This is a genomic window from Erythrobacter sp. 'gip.4 top 5', from assembly GCF_056495765.1.
Window position 1 is genome coordinate 2,451,645 of sequence record NZ_CP200270.1, and the last position, 23,775, is coordinate 2,475,419.

Genomic DNA, 23,775 nt, shown 5'->3' on the forward strand with positions numbered 1-23,775 from the left:
ACTTGTCCGGAAACGGGACGCAGGTCAGCGCCACCCTCGCTCTGGCAAGCGCTCGGCCCTAGTGCGGATGCTTGATGATCATCCCGCAGCGCATCCTCTCGCCCTTGGTGGCTTCTATCCCGCGCCGCTGGACTTTGCTGAGCAAAACCGGGCGCAAACGGCTCGCCGTGTTGGTTGCCGCGATTACCGTTCCCGCGATGGCCGCGCCCGGCGGCTTGACGACCCTGCCTGGCGACGCGGTCGAAAGCACCGCCGCTCTGGCCACCCGCAAGGCCGCTGCGGCCGCCCTGTCGTTCGAGCGGCCCGGCATGAGCTTTCCCGGCTCGGCCTATTTCTACATGGCCGATCCTGCGGGCACTTCGCTGGTTGCTCTGCCCACCGACAATCCGCTGGGCCAAGGCGCTGAAAGCGGGCGGGAGCTGGGCGCCTTGATCGATGCTGGCGCGGCGGCCCGGCCGTTCTTCACGCCCGGCGGAGGGATCACCCACGCCCGCGCAAGCGACTGCCTGGCGCAGGCGATCTGGTACGAAGCCGCCAGCGAAAGCGAAGCGGGCCAGCGCGCCGTGGCGCAGGTGGTGCTCAATCGCGTGGCGCACCCCGGCTGGCCTGCCAGCGTGTGCGGCGTTGTCTATCAGGGCTCGGCGCGATCAACCGGATGCCAGTTCACCTTCACGTGCGACGGCAGTCTGGCGCGGCGCCCTTCGGGGATCAGCTGGGGCAGCGCGCAGCGGATCGCGGCCGAGGCGTTGAGCGGCCGGGTCTATGCCCCCGTCGGCCTTGCCACGCACTACCACACGCTGTGGGTCAATCCGTATTGGGCGGGCACGCTCGACCATATCGGCACCATCGGCGCGCACCGGTTCTATCGCAACCGCGGCGCGGGTGGCCAGGCCGCCGCCTTTGCCGCCACCTATACCGGCTTTGAGCCTGTAGTGAGTGGACGCATGAGCACGCCTGATTTCGGCACGGCGACAGCCATGGATGCAGCAGCAAGCCGCCCGGTGATCGCCTACAATCTCGATCCCGTCCCCGTTGCCAAGCAAGCTTCGCGCGCCGCCAGTGGCCCTGCTACTGCACCCACCATCGCCCCGTCAGCACCGAACGAAGCCTATGCGGGCACCGGCGCGGTCAAGGCTGAATATGCCCGGTCCGGCCAATGGAAGGCGCAACCGAAGACGCCTGCCACGGTAACGGCTGCCGAAGACTAGGGACAAGGCGCCAGTACCGCCGCAAGTGTACGGTTAAGGCGTTCGAAACCCTGTTATCACACCAAGCCTTAGCGGCACGACGGCTAGGCGCTGCGAACACACCGCAAGGCTGATCTCGCGGTGCCAGCTACAGGAATGCCACGCTTCATGTCCGTCCGCTTTGCCTCCACCAATCATCCTGTTCGCCGGCTCGGCTGGCGCGCTGCGGGACGCGGGTTGATCGCCCCGGCACTGGCACGGGCCAGCAATGATAACGGTCACTTGATGGGCAACCGCGCCACTCCTCCGGCCATGATCGACCCGGTTTTGACAGCCGCGCTGCGGCATTTTGCCGTGCACGGTCTGGCCTCTGCCGAAGCTGCGCTGGGCGCGGCGGCTGAGGCGGCGGAGCGCGGCGATGCGCAGGCGCTGGATCATTGGCGGGCGATCATCCGGATGTTCGACCGGCGCCTCGCCGCCCGAGCCGCATCCGGCACAGCCCCGGCCTGACCCGACGGCGCCTTGCGACAAGGGGTTTCCCTGAGGCGACAGCCCGAAGGCATTAATGCAACTGCGAACTATTTGCAAAGATAGTCGCCCAGCCCTGCCTTTTGGCGGTTGCAATCGGTTTTCCAGCGGCCTACCGCGCCTCATGTAACGGGTGCCATGCCGCTTGGGACGGGGGTTGGTGCTGGCGAAGGCGTTAGCCTGTGCGCGGGTTTTTTGTCGTCCCGATGATTTAGGGAAGGACGTCTACCACATGGCCCGCAAGAAAATCGCCCTCATCGGCGCCGGCAATATCGGCGGCACGCTCGCACATCTGGCTGCAATCAAGGGTCTTGGTGACATCGTGCTGTTCGACGTGGCCGAAGGCGTGCCACAGGGCAAGGCGCTCGACCTGTCGCAGTGCGGCCCGGTCGAAGGTTTCGATGCCAACATCACCGGATCGACCGATTATGCCGACATTGCAGGCGCTGACGTGGTGATCGTCACCGCCGGGGTCGCGCGCAAGCCCGGCATGAGCCGTGACGATCTGCTCGGCATCAACCTCAAGGTGATGAAGGCCGTTGGCGAAGGCATCCGCGACAACGCGCCTGACGCTTTCGTGATCTGCATCACCAACCCGCTCGATGCGATGGTATGGGCCTTACGCGAATTTTCGGGCCTGCCTGCGCACAAGGTCGTCGGCATGGCGGGCGTGCTGGACTCCTCGCGCTTCGCCACCTTCCTCGCGTGGGAATTTGGCGTTTCGGTGAAGGACGTGAACGCTTTCGTGCTCGGCGGGCACGGCGATACGATGGTGCCGGTGCTGAGCTACTCGACGATCAACGGCATTCCGGTTGCGGACATGGCCAAGATCAAGGGCATTTCGGAAGACCGACTGGGCGAAATCGTCCAGCGCACGCGCAGCGGCGGCGGCGAGATCGTCGCGCTGCTCAAGACCGGCTCGGCCTTCTATGCGCCTGCCACCAGCGCCATTTCGATGGCCGAAGCCTATCTCTACGATCAGAAGCGCATCCTGCCTTGCGCGGTTGAGGTCAACGGCAAGTATGGTGTCGACGGGCTGTATGTCGGCGTGCCGGTGGTGATCGGCGCGGGCGGCGCGGAGGACGTAATCGAGATTTCGCTGACCGACGAGGAAAAGAAAAACCTCGGCGTCAGCGTCGATGCGGTCAAGGAACTGCTCGAAGCGTGCAAGGCGCTGGATAGCTCGCTGGCGTAAGGAGGCTTAGCCTGTGAGCTACGACCTGATGGTTTTCGATCCTGCGGTTGCTCCTCAAGAGCGACCGGCCTTTGTGGAGTGGTATCGTGAACAGGCCGAATGGTCGGAAAATCATAGCTATGACGATCCGGCTATCACGACACCGGCGCTTGCCGCTTGGTATGAGGAAATCAGAAAACTCTATCCGAACATGAACGGCCCCGGCGCTGTTACAGACGACGAATTGATGAAGCCGGGGGTCGAAGATCGACTGACTGATTACAGCATCGGAAATCACGTCATTTATGTCGCATTCCGGTGGACGCAGGCAGAAGAAGCTTACCCAGTGGTTCGCAGCCTCGCCGTGCAGACCGGCGTCGGTTTCTATGATGTCAGCGGCGATGAAGGCGACGGCGAAATTCATTTTCCCGGACAAGAACTAAGGCCTGAATCGCAAGGGGCTTGGCGAGAGATTTCGAAGCAATTCAAGGAATTGGATAACCAATGAGCATCCTCATAAACAAAGACACCAAGGTCATCACTCAGGGGATGACCGGCAACACCGGCACCTTCCACACCCAGGCCGCGCTCGATTACGGCACGCAGATGGTTGGCGGTGTGACGCCGGGCAAGGGCGGCACCACCCATATCGGCCTGCCGCAGTTCAACACTGTGCGCGAAGCCAAGGCCGCGACCGGCGCGACCGCAAGCTGCATCTACGTGCCGCCGCCGTTCGCCGCCGACGCGATCTGCGAAGCGATTGATGCCGAGATGGAACTCATCATCTGCATCACCGAAGGCATTCCGGTGCTCGACATGGTGCGCGCCAAGCGTGCGCTTGCCGGTTCCAAGTCGCGGTTGATCGGCCCCAATTGCCCCGGCGTGCTGACCCCGAACGAATGCAAGATCGGCATCATGCCCGCCAACATCTTCAAGAAGGGCTCTGTCGGCATCGTTTCGCGTTCGGGCACGCTCACCTATGAAGCCGTGCACCAGACCACCATGGCGGGCCTCGGCCAGACCACGGCGGTCGGCATTGGCGGCGATCCGGTCAACGGCACCAACTTCATCGACGTGCTCGACCTGTTCCTTGACGATCCGGAAACCGAATCCATCATCATGATCGGCGAAATTGGCGGCAGCGCCGAAGAAGAAGCCGCTGCCTTCATCAAGGCTGAAGCTGCCAAGGGCCGTGCCAAGCCGATGGTCGGCTTCATCGCCGGTCTCACCGCCCCTCCGGGCCGCCGCATGGGCCACGCGGGCGCCATCGTCTCTGGCGGTCAGGGCGGCGCGGAAGACAAGATCGCGGCGATGGAAGATGCGGGCATTCGCGTCTCGCCCTCGCCCAGCGAGCTTGGCACCACGCTCGCCGCGATGCTGAAAGAGATGGCCTAGCCGCCGTTCAGACTACGGGCCCCTTGCGTATGATACGTGGGGGGCCATCCTTCCTCCTCCCCGGGAGTCCCATGATGGGCAACGAACCGCAGAACTTCATCCCCGCCTTCTCCGATCAGGAAGGCCCGCAGCCCGGCCCTTCGTGGGAGCGGCGCGGCTGGCTCGACACGCTGGCTGACAGCGCGTCCGACCTTACGTCCGCGATGGACCCGACCGAGATGAAACTCGCGGTCAAGCAGGCGGCAAAGGACGCAGGGAAACCCGCCGATCCCAAGGCGATTGAAAAGGCCGCGGCGCTGTCCATCGCGGCGATGACGCTGGTGCGGCTTTACCGGGTGCGCGGGCACATGGCGGCGGACCTTGATCCGCTGGGCCTCAACAACCGCGAAGGCCCCGAAGACCTCTCGCTTGCCTGGCATGGCCTTGCGGGCAAGGAGAACGAGGACGTGTATGTCGGCGGCGTGCTGGGCATGGAATGGACCACCGTGGGCAAGCTCCAACAGCGCCTGCGCGAAGTGTATTGCGGCAAGGTGGGCCTCGAATACATGCACATCGCGGATACCGGGGAGCGCCGGTTCCTGCAGGAAAAGTTCGAAAGTCCGGGTGAGACGATCCAGTTCACCCCCGAAGGCAAGAAGGCGATTCTCGCCGCGGTGCTGCGCGGTGAGCAATACGAAGAGTTCCTCGCCAAAAAATATGTCGGCACCAAACGCTTTGGCCTTGATGGCGGGGAATCGATGATCCCGGCGCTGGAAGCCGTGATCAAGCATGGCGGCAGCGCAGGCGTGCGCGAGATCATCTACGGCATGGCCCACCGCGGGCGGTTGAACGTGCTCGCCAACGTGATGGCCAAGCCTTATCGCGTAATCTTTCACGAATTTTCAGGCGGCAGCGCCAATCCCGATGATGTCGCAGGCTCCGGCGATGTGAAGTATCACCTTGGCACCTCGACCGACCGGGAGTTTGACGGAATTTCGGTGCACATGAGCCTTGTGCCCAATCCCAGCCACCTCGAAGCGGTGAACCCCGTGGTCCTGGGCAAGGCGCGCGCGCAACAGGCCATCCGCGACGATCTCGGTACAAAGGCGCAGGTGCTGCCCGTGCTGATCCACGGCGATGCGGCCTTTGCAGGCCAAGGGGTGGTGTGGGAAAGCCTCTCGCTTTCGGGCGTGCCGGGGTACGACACCGGCGGCTGCATCCACTTCATCATCAACAACCAGATCGGCTTTACCACCAGCCCGAAGTTTGCGCGGTCTTCGCCCTATCCGTCGGACGTGGCCAAGGGCGTGATGGCGCCGATCCTGCACGTTAACGGCGACGATCCCGAAGCGGTGACCTTTGCGTGCAAGCTGGCGGTGGAATATCGCCAGACCTTCCACCGCGATGTCGTGATCGACATGTGGTGCTATCGCCGGTTCGGCCACAACGAAGGCGACGAGCCCAAGTTCACCCAGCCGCTGATGTATGACAAGATCCGCGCCCACCCCAAGGTCAGCGTTGCCTATGAAGCGCGTCTGGCGCGCGAGGGCGTGGTGGAACCGGGCACCCGCGACTGGATGGTGAGCGAATTTGTCGCCCTGCTCGAAGACGAGTTTGAAGCGGGCAAGAACTACAAGGCCAACGAAGCCGACTGGTTCGGCGGGCGCTGGAGCGGCCTCAACAAGCCGGCCGATCCGGAAACCGCACGCCGCAGCGTCGAAACCGCGATTGAGCCCAAGACACTGGATTCGCTCGGCCGTGTGCTCACCGAAGTGCCGGCCGATCTCGATGTGCACAAGACGCTGGAGCGGGTGCTGTCTGCCAAGCGCGAAATGTTCGGCAGCGGCGAAGGCTTCGATTGGGCTACGGCAGAAGCGCTCGCCTTCGGCAGCCTGGTGATGGAAGGCTATTCCGTTCGCCTTTCGGGTCAGGATTCAGGCCGCGGCACCTTCAGCCAGCGCCACGCGGTGTGGGTCGATCAGAAATCCGAGCGGAAATATGTGCCCTTGAACACGTTGCCGCACGGCAAGTTTGAAGTGCACGATTCCATTCTTTCGGAATATGGCGTGCTGGGCTTTGAATACGGGTTTGCGATGGCCGATCCGCGCAGCCTGGTGCTGTGGGAAGGCCAGTTTGGCGACTTTGCCAACGGCGCGCAGATCATGATCGACCAGTTCATCGCGTCGGGCGAATCCAAGTGGCTGCGCGCCAATGGCCTCGTGCTGCTGCTGCCGCACGGCTATGAAGGGCAAGGCCCGGAACACTCCTCCGCGCGGCTGGAGCGGTTTCTGCAGCTGTGTGCCGATGACAACATGTGCGTGTGCAACATCACCACTCCGGCGAACTATTTCCACGTATTGCGCCGCCAGATGCTGCGGTCTTTCCGCAAGCCGCTAATCATCATGAGCCCGAAGTCGCTGCTGCGTCACCCGATGGCCAAGAGCAGCCGGGAGGCGTTCCAAGGGAACCGCCAGTTCCGCCGGATCCTGTCCGACACGGCTGAGATCGCCGATGAGAAGGTGCGCCGTCTGGTGCTGTGTTCGGGCAAGGTCGCCTATGACCTGATCGAAGCGCGCGATGCGGCGGGGATTGACGATGTCTCGATCGTGCGGATCGAGCAGTTGTTCCCCTTCCCCGGCGATCCGCTGGCGGCGCGGCTCAAGCGCATGACCGGCCTCAAGGACGTCGTCTGGTGTCAGGAAGAACCGCGCAATAATGGTTCGTGGTTCTTCGTGAATGAACGGATCGAGGATTCGCTCACCGCCGCAGGCCACACGGGCAAGCGTCCCACTTACGCGGGCCGCAACGCTTCCGCATCACCCGCAACCGGCCTCGCCAGCCGCCACAAGGCCGAGCAGGAAGCGCTGATCGCTGCCGCGCTCGGGCTTTGATGCGCGCCTTTCACACCCGTTAGAATCAAGGTTCAGGAACCCATCAAGATGGCCACCGAAATCACAATCCCCGCCCTTGGCGAATCCGTCACCGAAGGCACCATTGCCGAATGGCTCAAGCAACCGGGCGAAGCGGTCGCCGCGGACGAGCCGATTTGCAGCCTTGAAACCGACAAGGTCGCGGTTGATGTGCCCTCACCGGTCGCAGGCGTCATGAGCGAACACCGTGTGGCGGTGGGCGATACAGTCGAAGTCGGCGCGGTGATCGCGCTGATCGAAGAAGGCGCATCGGCTGCAACCGTGGCACCTGCCATTGCTGCCAAGGCCGACACCCCTGCTCCTGCAACTTCGGACGAACAGCAAGGCGCCGCGATGACGATGTCGCCGGCGGTGCGCCGCGCGGTGCTGGAACACGGCGTCGATCCTTCGACTATAAAGGGGACGGGCAAGGTTGGCCGCCTGACCAAGGAGGACGTGCTGGCCGCGGCTGAGGCGAAAAAGTCAGGCAGCACGCCTGCTCCTGCACCTGCGCCCACCCCTGCGCCCGCCGCTACGGCTCCGGCCACCACCGGCGGCGCGCGCGGCGAGGAACGGGTCAAGATGACCCGGATGCGTCAGACCATCGCCAAGCGGTTGAAGGCTGCGCAGGACAACGCAGCGCTGCTCACCACGTTCAACGATTGCGACATGAGCGCGGTCATGGAAGCGCGCGACAGGTACAAGGACCTGTTTGCCAAGAAGCACGACATTCGCCTGGGCTTCATGGGCTTTTTCGCCAAGGCTGCCTGCCTTGCGCTGAAGGACGTGCCGAGCGTCAACGCCTATATCGAAGGCGATGAGATCATCTATCACGATTACGTCGATATCTCGGTCGCGGTCAGCGCGCCCAACGGCCTTGTCGTCCCCGTCATCCGCGATGCCGACCAGAAGGGCTTTGCCCGGATCGAACAGGACATCGCCGATTTCGGCGCGCGCGCCAAAGCTGGCACGCTGACGATGGACGACATGAGCGGCGGCACGTTCACGATCTCCAACGGCGGCGTGTTCGGTTCGCTGATGTCGACTCCGATCATCAATCCGCCGCAGTCCGCGGTGCTGGGCCTCCACCGGATCGAAGATCGTGCCGTGGTGCGCAATGGCGAGATTGTGATCCGTCCGATGATGTATCTGGCCCTGTCCTACGATCACCGTTTGATCGACGGGCGCGAGGCGGTGACCGCGCTCAAGATCATCAAGGACGCGATCGAGGATCCCACCCGGATGCTGATTGATTTGTGAGTTATCGGAACCACATAGACCCGTGATGCTAAAACACCTTACCCTGCTGGCCGCTGCACTGGCCCTCGTCTCATGCGACGCCGCAATGAGCCAACTTGACGATCAGGTTCGTCAGGCAGCGGCGGATCAATGCCAGCAGGTCGCAGAAAATATCGGCGTCGCCGCAAACCTCGTGCGTCCTGTGTGCGAATGCACGTCTGACAAGCTGCTCGAAGGCGGCGCGGCAAGCATTGCTGACATTGACCAGACCCGGATCGAGTCAATCATTCAGGGTTGTCTTGCCGAAACCTCACCTGAAGCTGCGCCCCAAACCGCGCCGGAGCAAACTAATGGCTGACCATTCCTACGATTACGACGTTCTCATTATCGGTGCCGGCCCCGGCGGCTATGTCGCGGCAATCCGCGCGGCGCAGCTGGGGCTGAAGACCGCTTGCGTCGAAAGCCGCGCCACGCTCGGCGGCACCTGCCTCAATGTCGGGTGCATTCCGTCCAAGGCGCTGCTGCACGGATCGGAACTGTTTGACGAAGCGGCGAGCGGCCATTTCGCTACTTGGGGCATTACGGCCACCCCGACGCTCGATCTGGGCCGGATGATGCAGGAAAAGACCAAAGCCGTGGGCGAACTGACCGGCGGAATCGAATTCCTGTTCAAGAAGAACAAGGTCACCTGGCTCAAAGGCCATGCTGCTTTTGAAGACGCACACACCGTTACTGTCGCAGGTGAGACAATCACGGCCAAGGATATCGTCATCGCCACCGGATCCAGCGTCACTCCGCTGCCCGGCGTTACAGTTGACAACGCAGCCAAGCGCATCGTTGACAGCACCGGCGCGCTCGACCTTGACCAGGTGCCCGAACATCTTGTGGTGATCGGTGGCGGGGTCATCGGCCTCGAACTTGGCTCAGTTTGGCGCCGCTTGGGGGCCAAGGTCACCGTGGTCGAATATCTCGATCAATTGCTGGCCGGTATGGATGGCGATGTGCGCAAGGAAGCGGGCAAGGTCTTCAAGAAGCAGGGCATGAACCTGTTGCTGGGCCACAAGGTGACCAGTGCCAAGAACGAAGGTAACACGGTGACGCTCACCATCGAAAAGGCGTCGGGCGGCGATGCACAGACCATCGAGGCGAGCCATGTGCTGGTATCGATTGGCCGGCGTCCCAACACCGAAGGCCTTCATCTCGACAAGGCCGGTCTTGCCGTCAATAATCGCGGCCAGATCGCAATCGATAAGGATTTCCGCACGGATGTGCCGGGCATCTGGGCCATCGGCGACGTCGTTGACGGGCCGATGCTCGCCCACAAGGCGATGGACGAAGGGCACGCCGTGGCGGAAAACATCGCCGGGCACACCGGCATTGTGAACCGCGATGTCATCCCCAATGTCGTCTACACCGCGCCCGAAATCGCCGGCGTCGGCATCACCGAGGAACAGGCCAAGGAACGCGGGATCGCAATCAAATCGGGCAAGTTCCCGATGACCGCCAACAGCCGTGCCAAGGCCAACCGCGAAACCGATGGCTTCGTGAAAGTCATTGCCGATGCCGAAACCGATCGTGTGCTTGGTGTGTGGATGATTTGTACTGGCGCTGGCGATATGATTGCGCAGGCGGTGCAGGCTATGGAATTTGGCGGCACGTCTGAGGATATTGCGCTGACTTCGCACGCCCACCCGACCTATGCTGAAGCCTTCAAGGAGGCAGCCACGGCGGTGACGGGCAAACCGATCCACATGTAAGCGCGGGAGGAACGTAGGCGAAATGAGGGCAAGGCTGTTTCAGGGTTTTGCCTTCATGCTCGCCCCAGTGTTGGCTTTAGTGCTGGCGGGGTGTGGTGATACGGCCGAGATGGCCAGCACGGCACCTCCGCGTGGCACCGACCCCATCGTCTTTCCCAAGCAGCCTTCGAACATCGCCGTCGATCTGCAGGTTGATCTGGCGCAGCTTGAACGCGCGCTCGAACGCGAATTGCCGGATGAATTGTGGACGATCGACCGGCCTGGGAGCGAATGCGTCGCATCTCAGGACGTTGATCTGGCGCTGTTCAAGATCAAGTCGCCAAAAATCGAGTGCCGTATCACCGGCAGGGTTACACGCGGCAAGATCCGGCTGAGCGGCAGTGGGCAAGCGTTGACGGTGACCTTGCCCGTCTCCGGTACGCTGGCGGCGCGCGATGTGGCGGGGGTGTTCAAGGGCCAGACCGGCACCGGCTCTGCCGAGGTGACATTGGGGCTGCGGCTCGATCTGACGCGGGACTGGCGGCTCGCTAGCGACACCAGCCTCGATTACCGCTGGACCCGCGAGCCGGGCGTCGATTTCCTTGGCCAGCGCATCACCTTCACCAGCCAAGCCGACCGTGAGCTCCGCCCGGTCAAGCGCGATGTGGAGCGCATTGTCGCGCGCGAACTTGCCCGTCTGCCGGTGAAGGCCACCGCCGAGGATGGCTGGCGCGACGCGCATGATGTGTTCTCGCTCAACCGCGAAGATCCCGCTGTGTGGGGTCGCCTCACGCCGCAGCAATTCCGGTTCGGCGGCTATGCGGTGAAAGGCCGAACGCTGACGCTGCGGCTCGGGCTGGATGCACTGTTTGAAAGCTTCGTCGGGATCGAACCCGATGTCGTCAAAGCCGGTCCGCTGCCGCCGCTGGCGCGGCGCGATCAGCAACAGAACCGTTCGATCCTGCATATCCCGGTGGTTGCCAATTACGCCGTTCTCGAACCCGTCATCGCCAAGGCTTTGTCGAAGCGATCGCAGCGCCCCTTTGCAATCGAGGATTATGGCAAGGTCACCGCGCGCTTTGCCAACATCACCGTCTATGGCACCGGCGAGGGGCGCATCGCGATCGGCGGCGAGTTTGCCGCTACCTCGGACTTGTCCTTGGTGCAGGCAGCCAAAGGCACGATCTGGCTGACCGCCCGCCCCGTCAACGCGCCGGGTTCACGCGCCCTGCGGCTTGTGGACATCGCAATCGCCGGGGATACGGACATCGTGGGCGAAGATTTTCTGTTCGCGCTTGCCAATTCGCCTGAGTTTCAAGGCGTAATCACTGAAGCGCTGGCGCAAAACTTTGAAGATGATTTTGCGGATCTGCGGGCCAAGATCGACCGCGCATTGGCGGCGCGCAAGGGCAAGCTCACAGATTACAGCATCACCATAGATCAGGTGGAAACCGGGACGATCACCGCGCATGGGCAAGGCCTTTACCTGCCGGTAGATGTCACCGCGCAGATCAACGCGAAACTGCGCCGCCTGAATTGAACAGCTAACTTGTCCGCTGGGCTTTTGCCGTGCCCCGCAAGTCGATAAGGCTTGTGGCAAATAAAAAGGGGGGCGCACGAATGACTTTTCCGAAACTGACCGACAAAGCCGGGGTGCTGGAAACCGCATTACGGATCCGCACGCGCAAGCTCAGTGTGACCGAAGCGGTCGATGCGGCTATTACGCGCGCAGGGCGGCTCGATGGCGAGATTGACGCGCTCGCCGTCCCTGACTTTGAGCGCGCCTGCGAAACCGCCAAGGCGATGGACAAGGCGCCTCGGCCGTTGAACCAGCCCCTGTTCGGCGTGCCGATGACGATCAAGGAAAGCTTCGATGTCGCGGGCCTGCCGACGACCTTCGGCCATGCACGCTTCAAGGATCAATGCGCCCCGCACGATGCGGCGCTGGTGCGAAGGCTCAAGGCGGCGGGCGCGGTCATCATCGGCAAGACCAACGTGCCGGTCGATCTCACCGATTGGCAGAGCTTCAACCCGGTCTATGGCCGCACGTCGAACCCGCATGACACCACCCGTTCCCCCGGCGGCTCGTCCGGCGGAAGTGCCGCCGCTGTGGCGAGCGGTATCGTTCCGGGCGAATATGGCACCGACATTGGCGGATCGGTGCGTGTTCCGGCCCATTTCTGCGGGATATGGGGCCACAAGACAACCTGGGGCCTCGTACCCAAGCATGGCCATGATTTCCCGGCAGAGTCGCGCGAGCCGGGCTTCATCGCTGCGCATGACAGTCCGCTCTCGATCGCAGGCCCCTTGGCGCGCAACGCGCCCGACCTTGCCGTGCTGACCGAAGTGAGCGCCGAGGTTGCGCTGCGCCGTCGCCCAAAGCCCTTGCGCGAGTACCGCCTGCTGGCGATCACCGCGCTTCCGGGCGCTCCAGTCGATGCCAGCGTCATGGAACCCACCGAAGCCGCAATCGAGACACTGGCGCGCGCCGGCGTGCGGATTGACCGGACAAGCGATCTGCTGCCCAATCAAGCGCACTATCATCGCCAATACCTCAAGATGATGAACGTGGTGATGGCGCGCGGCGCCCCTGCGCCGGACGGCAAGCAGGCGAGCGCGGCTGACTGGTTCGACCTGCTCGACGCGCAGGCCGCGTGCATCGACCAGTGGCAGATCGTGTTCCAGACCTATGATTTCATCATTGCCCCGCCCGCGCCGGTGCTGGCGGTTCCGCACAGCGACCAGGCGGTGTTCCGTGGCACCCTGATGATCAACGGCAGGGCGGAGCCGGGCGGCAATGCGCTGGCCTGGGCCGGCCTTGCGACTTTCCCGAACCTGCCTGCAACCGTTCTGCCGATCGGCAGCGGCACGTATCTTGGCAGCGAACTTCCCTGCGGTATGCAGGTCATCGGTCCGCGCTGGAGCGATCTGGATTGCATCGCAGCCGCCGAAGCCATCGGGAATATCTTGCACCGCTAGGCGGCCTTGGTCATGGGCGAGGCATGACGACGATCACGATGTGCTCCCTTGCCAAGTGGCATATCTGGCTCGGCTGGCTGGTCGGTGTGCCGATCGTGATGTGGCTGGTAACCGGCCTGTTGATGGTTGCGCGCCCGATCGACGAAGTGCGCGGGGAGCATCTCCGGCAAAACCGCCCGGCACCTGCGCTGGTGCTTCCCGGTAGCGATCTGGCTCGCCCCGATGCGCAGCTTTCCGAAATGCGGGTGCAGATGCAAGGCGGCCGTGCAGTCGCTATCCTGACAGCGCTCGATGGCAGTGTCCGGCGGGTTGATTTCGCGAGCGGCGCGAGCCTCGCCCCGCTCGATGCCGCCGCTGCGCGCGCGTTGGTGGCGCAAGACATCATCGGCGGCGATGCGGTGGCGCGCGTCACGCTGTTCCCGGCCGACCGCAGCCCCCTCGATTTTCGCCGCCCGCTTGCCGTGTGGCAGGTCGCGCTGGCCGATGGCACCAATGTCTATGTCGGCCGGGATACCGGCGCAATCGAAGCCGTACGCACGCGCTGGTGGCGCGCTTTTGATCTGGCATGGGGTCTGCACATCATGGATCTGTCCGAGCGTGAGGATACCAGCCACCCGATTCTGATTATATTCGCCGCCGTGTCACTCACAGGTGCAATGATGGGATGCGTGCTGATGTTCCGGCGGCGCCGTGCGCGCAATACGATCCGGCAGGCGCCATGACACCGACTGTCCTCACCCCGATCCTCGACTGGCTCGATCTGGCCGGGATTGCGCTGTTTGCCCTGTCCGGCGCGGTGCTGGCGGCGCGGCTCAAGCAGACCTTTGTCACCATGGCGTTCTTTGCGCTGGTGACGGGCGTTGGCGGAGGCACCGTGCGCGATCTTCTGATACGTGCCCCGGTGTTCTGGATCGACGATCCTTCGGTCGCCGCGGTGTGCCTTGCCACCGCGCTCATCGCCTGGTTCACACCGGTCCGGTGGTGGGACGGCAAAAGCATGGCCTATGCCGATGGCGCAGGCCTGGCGGCCTATGCCGCGATCGGCAGCGCCAAAGCGCTCGCCTATGGCATTCCGCCGATCCCGGCGGCGCTGATGGGCGTTATTACAGGCTGTGTGGGCGGCATCATCCGCGATGTGGTCGCGGGCCGCCCGTCGATCATCATGAGTCCCGAACTCTACGTCACACCCGCCGCGCTGACAGCTGTGCTGACCGTCGCGGGAATGTCGGTCGCACAAATGCTGGGGATCAGTAACCAATGGGCCTGGGCACTAGGCTTCGTGTGCGGCTTTGCCCTGCGATCAGCCGCGATCCGCTGGGAATGGGGCCTGCCGAGCTATGGTGACAAGGAGGGAGCCTAGGCCCCCTCCCCGCCTTATGCCTTAGATCGCGTCATCGATGGTATCGGGGATGACTTCACCCGGAAGCGGTCCGCCGGGATAGGCCGGCATCGCCGCCGTGTTTGCAGGAGTGGCTGCATTCACGGCCGAGGTCGTGGCTCGGACCGAACGCGCGCCGGTCGGGACCGAAGCCTCCTGCACTGCAATGTCAGGGCGCACCGTTCCGCCCACAGCGGCGCGCGCGCTGGTGTAACGCTGGTCATCCCACTGGGCATCATCGGGTGATCCGGAGCTGCGCAAAGGCGCTGACGAATAGCCGATATCACCAAGGCCGCTTCCGTAATCAATCCCATCGATGGTCCCATTGTTGCCAATGCGGCACTGGAACGACGAGCCATTGAACAGCACACCGCTGACCAGCCAGCCGGCGCCCGTGCGCTCAACATTCTCGACCGTGTCGACGCGCACATCACGCTCGATCCGATCAAGGCACTGGCTGACGGCATTATCGAGGCCCGATGCGCCGGTGCCGCGCGTGGCGGTGCCCGGCCGGTCCACGCGCCTGTCATCATAACGGCGATCATCATAGCGGCGATCATCGTAACGGGGACGATCATTGCGCCATTCGCGGTCGCGCACGTCGCGATCAATAATCACAACATCACGGTCACGCACGCGGCGATTTTTCGAATTGACGATGGCCGCCACGCCGCCAAGGATTGCAGCACCGATCAACACGTCGCCCGCGCCAACCCGGTTGCGCCGATATCCGCGAAAGCCGCCAAATCCGCAATTCCAGCGACACCTGCGCCAATCGGCGGTTTCGCTGCCGGGATTATAACGGCTGAAATCGAAGGCTGACACGGGTTCCAGCGCAAGCGATGGTTGCAGCGAAATGGGTGCCGCCGCCGCGGGGGCGGCAAGCATGGTGGTGCCGGCAAGCGCACCGGCCATAGCCAGAATGCGGAATTTCAGAGCCATGTCTGCTCTCTCCTGTTGTTGAATGAGCGGCCACCAATCGCCCTGATGGTTGCAAGATTAACCGAGGCAGTCTTGCGCCATGCTGAACCGCGCCGACCAGGCAAAGCCGCCCCGCGCTCTTTCAAAAGGAGGCGGGGCGGCGACGCGTGCGGTGCCATGAAGAATGAGGGCCACATCGTTATCGGGTCAGCGCAATCCGCGCACACCGCTAAAGTCGATCCGCGGTGCACCGCGACCATCGAGGCGGCAGGTGAAGTTGCCGCGATCATTGCGGGTGTTCCAACCTCCGCCAACATCAATCCGGCCCTTGACGCGGTACCCATTGCGGGTCCGGTCAACATCGCGGATGTCGATCACGTCAGCATAGCGGTAGCCGCCAAAACGCCGCGCCTGATTTTCGGCTGCGCGAACGCAGCGGTCCACCGCCGTGCGCGGATTGACAGCAAAGCCGCCACGATCAAACCGATCACCGCGAAAATTGCGATCATTGTAGGCATACCGGCGATCATTGCGGTTGCCATCAAACGCACCAGCCAGCGCAGCGATACCGCCGATTACGACAGCGCCTGCGATGATCTCGCCGGCACCAATACCGTCGCGGTCGCGATCACGCCCCTGTGCGTGGGCCGGGGTCATAGAAGCAGCCGTCAGCGCCGTCGCCGCGACCGCGCCCAGAACAAGCCGGGCCGATTTGCCGGAGGCCAGCCGGTTGGTCATGGTGGTCATCAGATCTATCCTCGTCTGGCACCGCGCGCTTGATTGCGGGTGGTGGCAAGGATCTTTTGCACGATTCGGGGTGTGACGAAGCTGAATCGCTTTGACAGGATTTGTTAATTCAAAATACCATTAGGATGAACGGAATCGGGCAAAAAGCCATCCTTTGCGTCGTGCGCTATCAGCTCACTCCGGCAGAAGTGCTGCCAGAACATCACGCGTAAACGCTGCGATATCGAAGCGGGAACCCACCGGATCCTCCCCCCGCCGCACGATCACTACCTGCTTGGATGGGACGATCACGACATACTGGCCGCGATTGCCGAAGGCGGCGATGGTGTCGGGCGGTACGCCCTCGGACCTGTTCATCAACCAGAACCCTGCGCCATAGCCAAACGGTCCTTCAGGCTGCGGGCCACTGGGCGACGAAACATATTGCACCCAGCCTTCTGGGAGGATGCGGGTGCCATCGGGCAAATTACCATCGTTGAGATAAAGCTGGCCGAACCGGGCCAGATCCCGCGCGGTGGTCCAGACCTGACTCGACAGGATATAGCTGCCGCGCCAATCGATCTCGGCAACAGTATGGGTCATTCCCGCGTCGGCAAAGAACGCCGCAGGGGGATGAGCCTCGAAGGTCCCCGCAATCGCAGCGATAGCAGCCAGCGTGTCATTATTGGCATAGCGATAGGTTGTTCCGGGCTTGTCGAGCATCGGCCAATCCAGCGCAACCTCCCTGACACTCGCTCCGCCCCAATAAAGCGGATCGGTTCGGTTGCCGGGGGTGTCGGAATAGCGTCCCGATGTCATGCGCAGCAGATGATCGACCGTGATCGCCCGGCGCGGATCGCCTTCGCTATAGCCGAGGCCTGCCGACGCACCGGTGTCGATCTCGCCCCGGTGCACAGCCGCGCCCACCAAGGTTGCGGCAATGCTCTTGGCAACCGACCAGGTTCGCTGCGGCGTCGCCGGGCCGAAGCCATCGACATACGCCTCACCAACGACCTTGCCTGTCTTCTGGATCACAACGGCCGTGGTGCGGCTCCCTTCACCGTATCGACCTGACATTGCCGAGCCGAAAGCGCCTTGAAGCGCCGCAGGAGCCATGCGGATGCCGGGCATGTTCATACGGCGGTTGGCAGGCGGGTTGGCCGGGCGCCCATAAAACGACGATGGCCCGCCGATGGGATTGAGCGCGCAACCGCGTTCCTCATCGAGATGAAGGGCAGAACGCGGTTCGCTCGCCGCGTCCCAGATGACGTTGACCCGATCGACCGTGCCATTGTCATGACGCAGGATTTCATGGTCGACCGAACCTATGATCGCATCAAGCGGCGGCTGAATGCCGGCAAGCTCCCAGACGCCCACGCTCTCAGGTGTTCGGCTGGCACCGTTGGCCTCCGCATGAGCGATCGCGCTACACAACATCAACGCCTTGTAACCCGCCGCCAAAGCGCGATCATAGCGAGCATCAAGATGTTCCTGCTGGCTTTGCGCTGCAACAGGAACGGCGAGAAGCAGCGTCGCTGCTGCGAAAGCGGTGCGGATCATGCCGCGCAGCCTACCCGCCCTCTTCCAAAAGGAAAGCGCCCAAAAGAAAAGGGCCGCCGGATTGCTCCGCGCGGCCCTTGGTCGTGTGATCGGAAAACGCCTTACGCGTCTTCGTAATCTTCTTCCGACTGCACCGGGCCGCTGTCCTGGCCGCGCGCGTCTTCGTCACGGTCGACGAATTCGATAATGGCCATCTGCACCGCGTCACCGGCGCGCACGCCAGCACGCAGCACACGGGTGTAGCCACCTTCGCGGTCCGAGTAACGCTCAGCCAGAACTTCAAACAGCTTCTTCAGCTGCGCTTCGTCACCCAAACGGCTCATGGCGAGACGACGGTTCGAAAGCCCGCCGCGCTTTGCCAGCGTAATCAGCTTTTCGATGTAGGGACGCAGTTCCTTGGCCTTGGGCAAGGTGGTCTTGATCTGCTCGTGCTTGATCAACGCAGCCGCCATGTTGCGGAACAGGGCGTTGCGATGACCGGTCTTGCGGCCAAGCTTGCGGCCCGAAATACCGTGACGCATATTCATTACTCCGTTCGTAAAGGGCCCGTGTGAGGTAGCCCAGTGCCGGTGGCCGTTGCAGGCCGCCACCTTCGCCCGATAGCCAGGCCCCCGCTTCCACGGGGGCCAAGCGAATTAGCCCAGCAGTTCTTGTTCGAGCTTCTTGGCCATTTCTTCGATATTCTCAGGCGGCCAGCCCGGAATGTCCATGCCGAGGCGCAGGCCCATGCTGGAGAGCACTTCCTTGATCTCGTTGAGCGACTTGCGGCCGAAGTTCGGCGTGCGCAGCATCTCGGCTTCGGTCTTCTGAACCAGATCACCGATATAGATGATGTTGTCGTTCTTGAGGCAGTTGGCCGAACGCACCGACAGTTCCAGCTCGTCAACCTTCTTGAGGAGGTAACGGTTAAGCTGGTTGGCGTCGCTTTCTTCCGGCTGCACCGCATGGCCGATCATCTGGCCAACAGGCTGCGGAATACTGTCTTCAAAGTGGACAAACAGCGTCAGCTGGTCCTGAAGGATGCGTGCGGCATAAGCCACGGCGTCTTCGGGGGTGACGGTGCCGTCGGTTTCAACCGTCAGCGAAAGCTTGTCGTAATCGAGTTCCTGCCCAACGCGGGCGTTCTCGACCTTATAGCTGACCTGCCGGACCGGAGAGTAGAGCGAATCGACCGGGATCAGACCGATCGGCGCATCGGCCGGACGGTTCTGCACGGCCGGCGCATAGCCCTTGCCCGTATCAGCGGTCAGCTCCATGTTGAGCGTCGCACCTTCGTCGAGCTGGCAGATCACGAGATCCTTGTTCATGATCTCGATATCGCCGGTAACGGCAATGTCACCGGCCTTGACGGCGCCCGGCCCGGTGGCCGAAAGCTGCAAACGCTTGGGGCCTTCGCCTTCCATGCGCAACGCGATCTGCTTGACGTTGAGGACAATGTCAGTGACGTCTTCGCGCACGCCAGCAAGGCTCGAAAATTCATGAAGCACGTTTTCGATCTTGATCGAGGTGATCGCCGCGCCCTGAAGGCTCGACAACAGGACCCGGCGCAGCGCATTGCCGAGCGTCAGGCCGAAACCACGCTCAAGCGGCTCGGCAACAAACGTTACCTTGCGCTGACGATCGCCGCCGTCCTTGATTTCGAGGGTGTTGGGTTTCTTGAGTTCCTGCCAGTTCTTGGTGTTGACGGACATGGATTTCCCCTAATGCGCCTGGTAGGCGGTTCAAACTTGGGTGGGCCGGATCAGCATCGCATAAGACACGGCGCCCGACCCGATCGGGTGGCGGTAGCGCTTTGCGCCCCCGCCATCCCGGCGAATCAGACGCGACGACGCTTTGACGGACGGACGCCGTTGTGCGGGATCGGCGTAACATCACGGATTGAAGTGATGTTGAAACCCACAGCCGCAAGACCGCGAAGCGCGCTTTCGCGACCCGAGCCCGGGCCCTTCACTTCGACTTCGAGCGTCCGGACGCCGTGTTCGGCCGCCTTCTTGCCCGCATCATCGGCAGCAACCTGAGCTGCGTAGGGAGTCGATTTGCGGCTCCCCTTGAAGCCCATCGTGCCGGCGCTGGACCAGCTGATCGAATTGCCCTGCGCGTCGGTGATGGTGATCATGGTGTTGTTGAAGCTGGCGTTGATGTGCGCAACACCGCTGCTGATATTCTTCTTGTCACGGCGCCGAATACGGCCTGGTTCGCGTGCCATCGTTAATAGTCCTCTAGATCGTCAGAAGGAAAAAGCCTGCCAGGGGGAGACCCTGCGCCTGCTTACTTCTTCTTGCCCGCGATGGGCTTCGCCTTGCCCTTGCGGGTACGGGCATTGGTGTGCGTGCGCTGGCCGCGGACCGGAAGGCCCGAACGGTGACGCAAGCCGCGATAGGCGCGCAGATCCATCAGACGCTTGATGTTCATCGCAGTGCCGCGACGAAGATCGCCTTCCACGGTGAAATCGGCATCGATGGTTTCGCGGATCCGCAGAACTTCCTCGTCGGAAAGGTCCTGCACACGCGAAGAATGCGCAATGCCCAGCTTGTCAGCGATCTGGACGGCGGTGGTACGACCAATACCGTGAATATAGGTCAGCGCGATAATCACGCGCTTGTTGGTGGGGATATTTACCCCGGCAATACGAGCCACTTATTTCTCCATGCTCCACAGGGATAACAGACGATTACCGCCCGCCCCTATCTCAACGCTCAAATCATTTTCATGTCGGGTGATATGGTCCCCCACACGATGATGGGATCACAAACACCAAAAAGTCCGGTCGGCACGCGCAGCGGCGTGACCTGCCGAACTTTCTTCGAACATGTCGAATGAACCGCGCGCTTAGAATGATTCGCGTGGGGCGTCAACCGCCAGCGTTGACGCAGCGTCAAGTCCATGTAGTTCAGCCTCGCGCTGTTGGCTTCTGCCACCATGCAATGCGTCACCAACGCCGTATCATCAGATTGAGCCCGGCGGCTTGTCAGAGAAACCACTGAAGGTATCCTCGATCGAAGGGGTTTTGAGCGCCGGTTTCGCCTCTGTTTTCGGCGATGCAGAGGGCGACACCTTCGGCGCAGGCACAGATGATGGGTTGGCCTGATCTGGCGCTGATGCACCCGTACCGGGCGTTGCAGATGGCGCGACCACAGACTTTGATGCTGGCACCACGATCAAGGGCTTGGCCAATGCGGCGATCTGCTGGCTCATCACGCCATCAACCGCCTTGGATATGGCCGGCACTTCATACCGCATGGCGCCGCCCACATTATATTCCCACACGATCCGCGTGCCTGCGTCGACTTTGGTGAGCACAATCGTCAACACGCCCATGACCGGTTCGCTTTGAAGTGGGCCGAGGCCGCCGACCATTCGAAGCGCTTGTTCGGGATAGGCTTGCACCACGCGCATATGCTCGACACTGCCTTCGAGCGTAAATCGGCCCGGTTCATCCACTTCAGGAATCGTTTCGCAAAAGCATCCGCCGGCTTGTGGGACGAGAGAGAGGTTCTTTGCCTCACCCGACCACGTATGCTCGGCCCGCCACCATCCTGACGGAGAGATCAACGCGAGCCAGACTTGCTTGGGGGTGGCTTCAACCACAATCTCATGGCGCGAGACAAAGCTGTTATCCGTAGCCCGAGCCACCTCAGCGACCGCCGGTGTGCTGATCGAAAGCGCTCCGAACAAAGCGGCGATTGCCTTCATGGGTGAAGTACGCTTGATCGTGCCAACCTTGCCACGACCACCATGCAAGACCGGAACCCGTGGCGGCATGAGATTAATCAAGCGCGCCTCAGCTTTCGAGAATTGCGTCGATCTGGCCGGCAACCGTATCGATCGCTGCCATGCCATCGATCCGGGTCACAATTCCACGCGCATCATAGCCAGGAAGGATCGGCGCAGTCTTTGCCCGATATTCCTGCATCCGCATCCGGACCGTCTCTTCATTGTCGTCAGGCCGGCGCTTGAATTCGGTACTACCGCAGGCGTCGCACACGTTCGGTTGCTTGGGCGGATTGGCCGTATCGTGATACAACGCACCGCAATTGCCACAGGAAAAACGCCCTGTGATCCGCTCGACCAGCGCGTCTTCGTTGACCTCGAGCTCAATGACATGATCAAGCACCCGTCCGTTGCGCGCCAGGATGGCGTCGAGCGCATCGGCCTGCGCGGCCGTGCGCGGATACCCATCGAAGATCGCGCCTGTCTCCGGCGCCATTTCGGCAAGCTCTGCATCGATCAAATCGGAAACGATCGCATCCGATACAAGCTCACCGCGTTCCATTACTTCCTTCGCGCGCAGACCCACAGGCGTGCCCGCCTTGACCGCAGCGCGGAGCATATCGCCCGTAGACAGCTGACGCATCCCGCGCCGTTCCACCAGCGTTGCGCTTTGCGTTCCCTTGCCCGCACCTGGCGGGCCAAGAAGAATGATGTTCACGAACCGTCCCCCATATCGCTACGGGTCTTCGCCCGGCGGATTTGTTAAGGCTAGTGGGTTCAACCAAGCAGACACTTGCGTCAAGCCGACTATTGTCGAAATTCAGCGCGTCCGCCCTTTGAGCTTCGCCTTCTTGATGAGATCGCCATACTGAAGCGCGAGCAGATGCGACTGGATCTGACTGATCGTATCGACCGTCACGTTTACGACAATCAGCAGGCTCGTTCCACCAAGGAACAGCGGAATGCCAGTCTGCGCAATCATGTATTCCGGCACCACGCAGACCACCGTGAGGTAGAGCGCGCCAACCACCGTGATGCGCGTCAGCACATATTCGAGGTAATCCGCCGTCCGCTTGCCCGGACGAATGCCGGGAATTGACCCGCCATTTTTCTTCAGATTGTCGGCCGTCTCTTCAGGATTGAACACGACCGCGGTGTAGAAGAAGCAGAAGAAAATGATCCCGATGGCATAAAGCGCCATATAGAGCGGCTGACCATGGGCAAGGTACTGGTTCATGGCCTGCAAGACCGAATAGAACTGGCTGTCTGTCTGAACCGACGTTCCAGCAAACTGGGTGATCGTCAAGGGGAGCAACAGCAACGAGCTGGCGAAGATCGGAGGGATCACGCCCGCGGTGTTGATCTTAAGCGGCAAATAGGACCGTTCCGCCTGCATCATCCCGCGCTGCGTGGCGCGCTTGGGATATTGAATGGTCAAACGGCGCTGGGCGCGCTCCATGAAAGAGATCAGCAAGATCAGAACCGCGACCATCACCAGAAAAGCGATGATAACACCCGGATTGATCGAGCCAGTGCGCCCACCTTCAAACAGGTTGGACGCGAAACTGGGAAACTGCGCGACAATGCCGGCCATGATGATCAGCGAAATGCCATTGCCGATACCGCGACTGGTAATCTGCTCGCCAAGCCACAGCAGGAACATGGTTCCGCCGACCAGGTTGATCACCGCAACAATGCGGAACATCGGACCAGGATTTACCACAGCAGCAAGGCCACTTTGCGCGGCAAAGCTTTCGAGCCCCACAGCAATCGCATAGCCCTGTATCATGCACAAAAGCACAGTGCCGTAGCGGGTGTACTGGTTGAGCTTCTGCCGACCACTTGCGCCTTCCTTTTTCAGCGCAGAAAGCGTCGGATGAAGAGCGGACGCCATCTGCACCACAATCGAGGCCGTGATATAGGGCATCACGCCAAGCGCGATGAGGCTCATCCGTTCAAGGCTACCGCCCGAAAAGGCGTTGAACAGATCGAGGATTCCGCCCCGCGTCTGCTCATACAATTCGCTCAGGATAAGGGGGTTCACACCGGGCAACGGCACAAAGCTCAGAAAGCGGAAGACAACCAGCGCACCGATCGTGAACCAAATCCGCTGCTTGAGCTCGGTCGCCTTGGCAAAATTGCCAAGGTTCAAATTGCCCGCGATATTGTCGGCGCGTGAAGCCATGTTGTTTTGTCAGTCCTAGCTCTTGATCCGAAGCCCTTGGCCGAACATCGGCCATCCCGAACCTTCCAATGCGCGCCTTTGCTGCAACAGCTGGCCCTGCATAACAAGAGCCGCCCGGCGCACGAGAGCGTAAATAGGGAGCGCGGAGGCTCTTGTCGAACCCCCGCG

The 23,775-nt window shown here is 62.1% G+C and carries 24 protein-coding genes; 13 read left to right on the forward strand and 11 right to left on the reverse strand.

What is annotated here, in order from left to right; all coding sequences use genetic code 11:
- The first annotated feature begins 74 nt into the window (after positions 1-74).
- From ACRANW_RS11835 to ACRANW_RS11895, 13 genes are all read left to right on the forward strand, one after another.
- The gene (locus ACRANW_RS11835; RefSeq protein ID WP_479431981.1) at positions 75-1,208 is read left to right on the forward strand and encodes a cell wall hydrolase; all 1,134 of its coding nucleotides are present in this window, start codon (positions 75-77) and stop codon (positions 1,206-1,208) included.
- A 147-nt stretch (positions 1,209-1,355) separates the two neighbouring features.
- Entirely contained in the window at positions 1,356-1,697 is a 342-nt protein-coding gene (locus ACRANW_RS11840; protein ID WP_479431982.1) for a hypothetical protein, read from the forward strand.
- 250 nt (positions 1,698-1,947) lie between these two features.
- Positions 1,948-2,910: a malate dehydrogenase gene (gene mdh / locus ACRANW_RS11845; protein ID WP_479431983.1), complete on the forward strand. Its 963-nt coding sequence runs from the start codon at positions 1,948-1,950 to the stop codon at positions 2,908-2,910.
- 13 nt (positions 2,911-2,923) lie between these two features.
- Entirely contained in the window at positions 2,924-3,397 is a 474-nt protein-coding gene (locus ACRANW_RS11850) for a hypothetical protein (protein WP_479431984.1), read from the forward strand.
- Positions 3,394-4,284 carry a succinate--CoA ligase subunit alpha gene (sucD, locus tag ACRANW_RS11855; RefSeq protein ID WP_479431985.1) on the forward strand — a complete coding sequence of 297 codons (891 nt, stop codon included), beginning with the start codon at positions 3,394-3,396 and terminating at the stop codon, positions 4,282-4,284. Before ACRANW_RS11850 ends, sucD begins: the two co-directional genes overlap by 4 nt.
- 74 nt (positions 4,285-4,358) lie before the next feature.
- Positions 4,359-7,154 (forward strand): 2-oxoglutarate dehydrogenase E1 component, encoded by a 2,796-nt coding sequence (locus ACRANW_RS11860; protein ID WP_479433937.1) that lies wholly within the window; start codon positions 4,359-4,361, stop codon positions 7,152-7,154.
- Positions 7,155-7,202: 48 nt separating this feature from the next.
- A complete protein-coding gene (gene odhB / locus ACRANW_RS11865) occupies positions 7,203-8,432 on the forward strand; it encodes a 2-oxoglutarate dehydrogenase complex dihydrolipoyllysine-residue succinyltransferase (protein ID WP_479431986.1) in 1,230 nt (409 codons plus the stop codon).
- Positions 8,433-8,457: 25 nt separating this feature from the next.
- The gene (locus ACRANW_RS11870) at positions 8,458-8,769 is read left to right on the forward strand and encodes a hypothetical protein (protein ID WP_479431987.1); all 312 of its coding nucleotides are present in this window, start codon (positions 8,458-8,460) and stop codon (positions 8,767-8,769) included.
- Positions 8,762-10,168 carry a dihydrolipoyl dehydrogenase gene (gene lpdA / locus ACRANW_RS11875; RefSeq protein WP_479431988.1) on the forward strand — a complete coding sequence of 469 codons (1,407 nt, stop codon included), beginning with the start codon at positions 8,762-8,764 and terminating at the stop codon, positions 10,166-10,168. The genes ACRANW_RS11870 and lpdA overlap by 8 nt, the downstream gene beginning before the upstream one ends.
- A gap of 22 nt (positions 10,169-10,190) precedes the next feature.
- Positions 10,191-11,687: a DUF4403 family protein gene (locus ACRANW_RS11880; RefSeq protein WP_479431989.1), complete on the forward strand. Its 1,497-nt coding sequence runs from the start codon at positions 10,191-10,193 to the stop codon at positions 11,685-11,687.
- 80 nt (positions 11,688-11,767) lie between these two features.
- The gene (locus ACRANW_RS11885; RefSeq protein WP_479431990.1) at positions 11,768-13,126 is read left to right on the forward strand and encodes an amidase family protein; all 1,359 of its coding nucleotides are present in this window, start codon (positions 11,768-11,770) and stop codon (positions 13,124-13,126) included.
- A gap of 23 nt (positions 13,127-13,149) precedes the next feature.
- The gene (locus ACRANW_RS11890) at positions 13,150-13,848 is read left to right on the forward strand and encodes a PepSY domain-containing protein (protein ID WP_479431991.1); all 699 of its coding nucleotides are present in this window, start codon (positions 13,150-13,152) and stop codon (positions 13,846-13,848) included.
- A complete protein-coding gene (locus tag ACRANW_RS11895) occupies positions 13,845-14,486 on the forward strand; it encodes a trimeric intracellular cation channel family protein (protein ID WP_479431992.1) in 642 nt (213 codons plus the stop codon). The genes ACRANW_RS11890 and ACRANW_RS11895 overlap by 4 nt, the downstream gene beginning before the upstream one ends.
- A 21-nt stretch (positions 14,487-14,507) precedes the next feature.
- Here the strand turns inward: ACRANW_RS11895 and ACRANW_RS11900 are convergent, their stop codons facing one another.
- From ACRANW_RS11900 to secY, 11 genes are all read right to left on the reverse strand, one after another.
- On the reverse strand, positions 14,508-15,446 hold the full coding sequence (locus ACRANW_RS11900; RefSeq protein WP_479431993.1) for a hypothetical protein: 939 nt from the start codon (positions 15,444-15,446) through the stop codon (positions 14,508-14,510).
- A 186-nt stretch (positions 15,447-15,632) separates the two neighbouring features.
- Positions 15,633-16,172: a hypothetical protein gene (locus ACRANW_RS11905; RefSeq protein ID WP_479431994.1), complete on the reverse strand. Its 540-nt coding sequence runs from the start codon at positions 16,170-16,172 to the stop codon at positions 15,633-15,635.
- A 174-nt stretch (positions 16,173-16,346) separates the two neighbouring features.
- Complete coding sequence (locus ACRANW_RS11910) at positions 16,347-17,711, reverse strand: serine hydrolase domain-containing protein (protein ID WP_479431995.1); 1,365 nt, start codon at positions 17,709-17,711, stop codon at positions 16,347-16,349.
- A gap of 101 nt (positions 17,712-17,812) precedes the next feature.
- Positions 17,813-18,232 (reverse strand): 50S ribosomal protein L17, encoded by a 420-nt coding sequence (rplQ, locus tag ACRANW_RS11915; RefSeq protein ID WP_479431996.1) that lies wholly within the window; start codon positions 18,230-18,232, stop codon positions 17,813-17,815.
- A gap of 114 nt (positions 18,233-18,346) precedes the next feature.
- Positions 18,347-19,402: a DNA-directed RNA polymerase subunit alpha gene (locus tag ACRANW_RS11920; protein WP_479431997.1), complete on the reverse strand. Its 1,056-nt coding sequence runs from the start codon at positions 19,400-19,402 to the stop codon at positions 18,347-18,349.
- Positions 19,403-19,527: 125 nt separating this feature from the next.
- Complete coding sequence (rpsK, locus tag ACRANW_RS11925) at positions 19,528-19,917, reverse strand: 30S ribosomal protein S11 (RefSeq protein WP_479431998.1); 390 nt, start codon at positions 19,915-19,917, stop codon at positions 19,528-19,530.
- A 62-nt stretch (positions 19,918-19,979) separates the two neighbouring features.
- Positions 19,980-20,348 carry a 30S ribosomal protein S13 gene (gene rpsM / locus ACRANW_RS11930; RefSeq protein WP_479431999.1) on the reverse strand — a complete coding sequence of 123 codons (369 nt, stop codon included), beginning with the start codon at positions 20,346-20,348 and terminating at the stop codon, positions 19,980-19,982.
- Between the two features lie 59 nt (positions 20,349-20,407).
- Positions 20,408-20,632, reverse strand: a complete 225-nt coding sequence (locus ACRANW_RS11935; RefSeq protein ID WP_479432000.1) for a hypothetical protein — start codon at positions 20,630-20,632, stop codon at positions 20,408-20,410.
- Between the two features lie 25 nt (positions 20,633-20,657).
- Positions 20,658-21,404 (reverse strand): SRPBCC family protein, encoded by a 747-nt coding sequence (locus tag ACRANW_RS11940; RefSeq protein ID WP_479432001.1) that lies wholly within the window; start codon positions 21,402-21,404, stop codon positions 20,658-20,660.
- 88 nt (positions 21,405-21,492) lie between these two features.
- Positions 21,493-22,140, reverse strand: coding sequence for an adenylate kinase (locus ACRANW_RS11945; RefSeq protein ID WP_479432002.1), 648 nt, complete (start codon positions 22,138-22,140; stop codon positions 21,493-21,495).
- Positions 22,141-22,242: 102 nt separating this feature from the next.
- Positions 22,243-23,607 carry a preprotein translocase subunit SecY gene (gene secY, locus ACRANW_RS11950; protein WP_479432003.1) on the reverse strand — a complete coding sequence of 455 codons (1,365 nt, stop codon included), beginning with the start codon at positions 23,605-23,607 and terminating at the stop codon, positions 22,243-22,245.
- Positions 23,608-23,775: the final 168 nt, after the last annotated feature.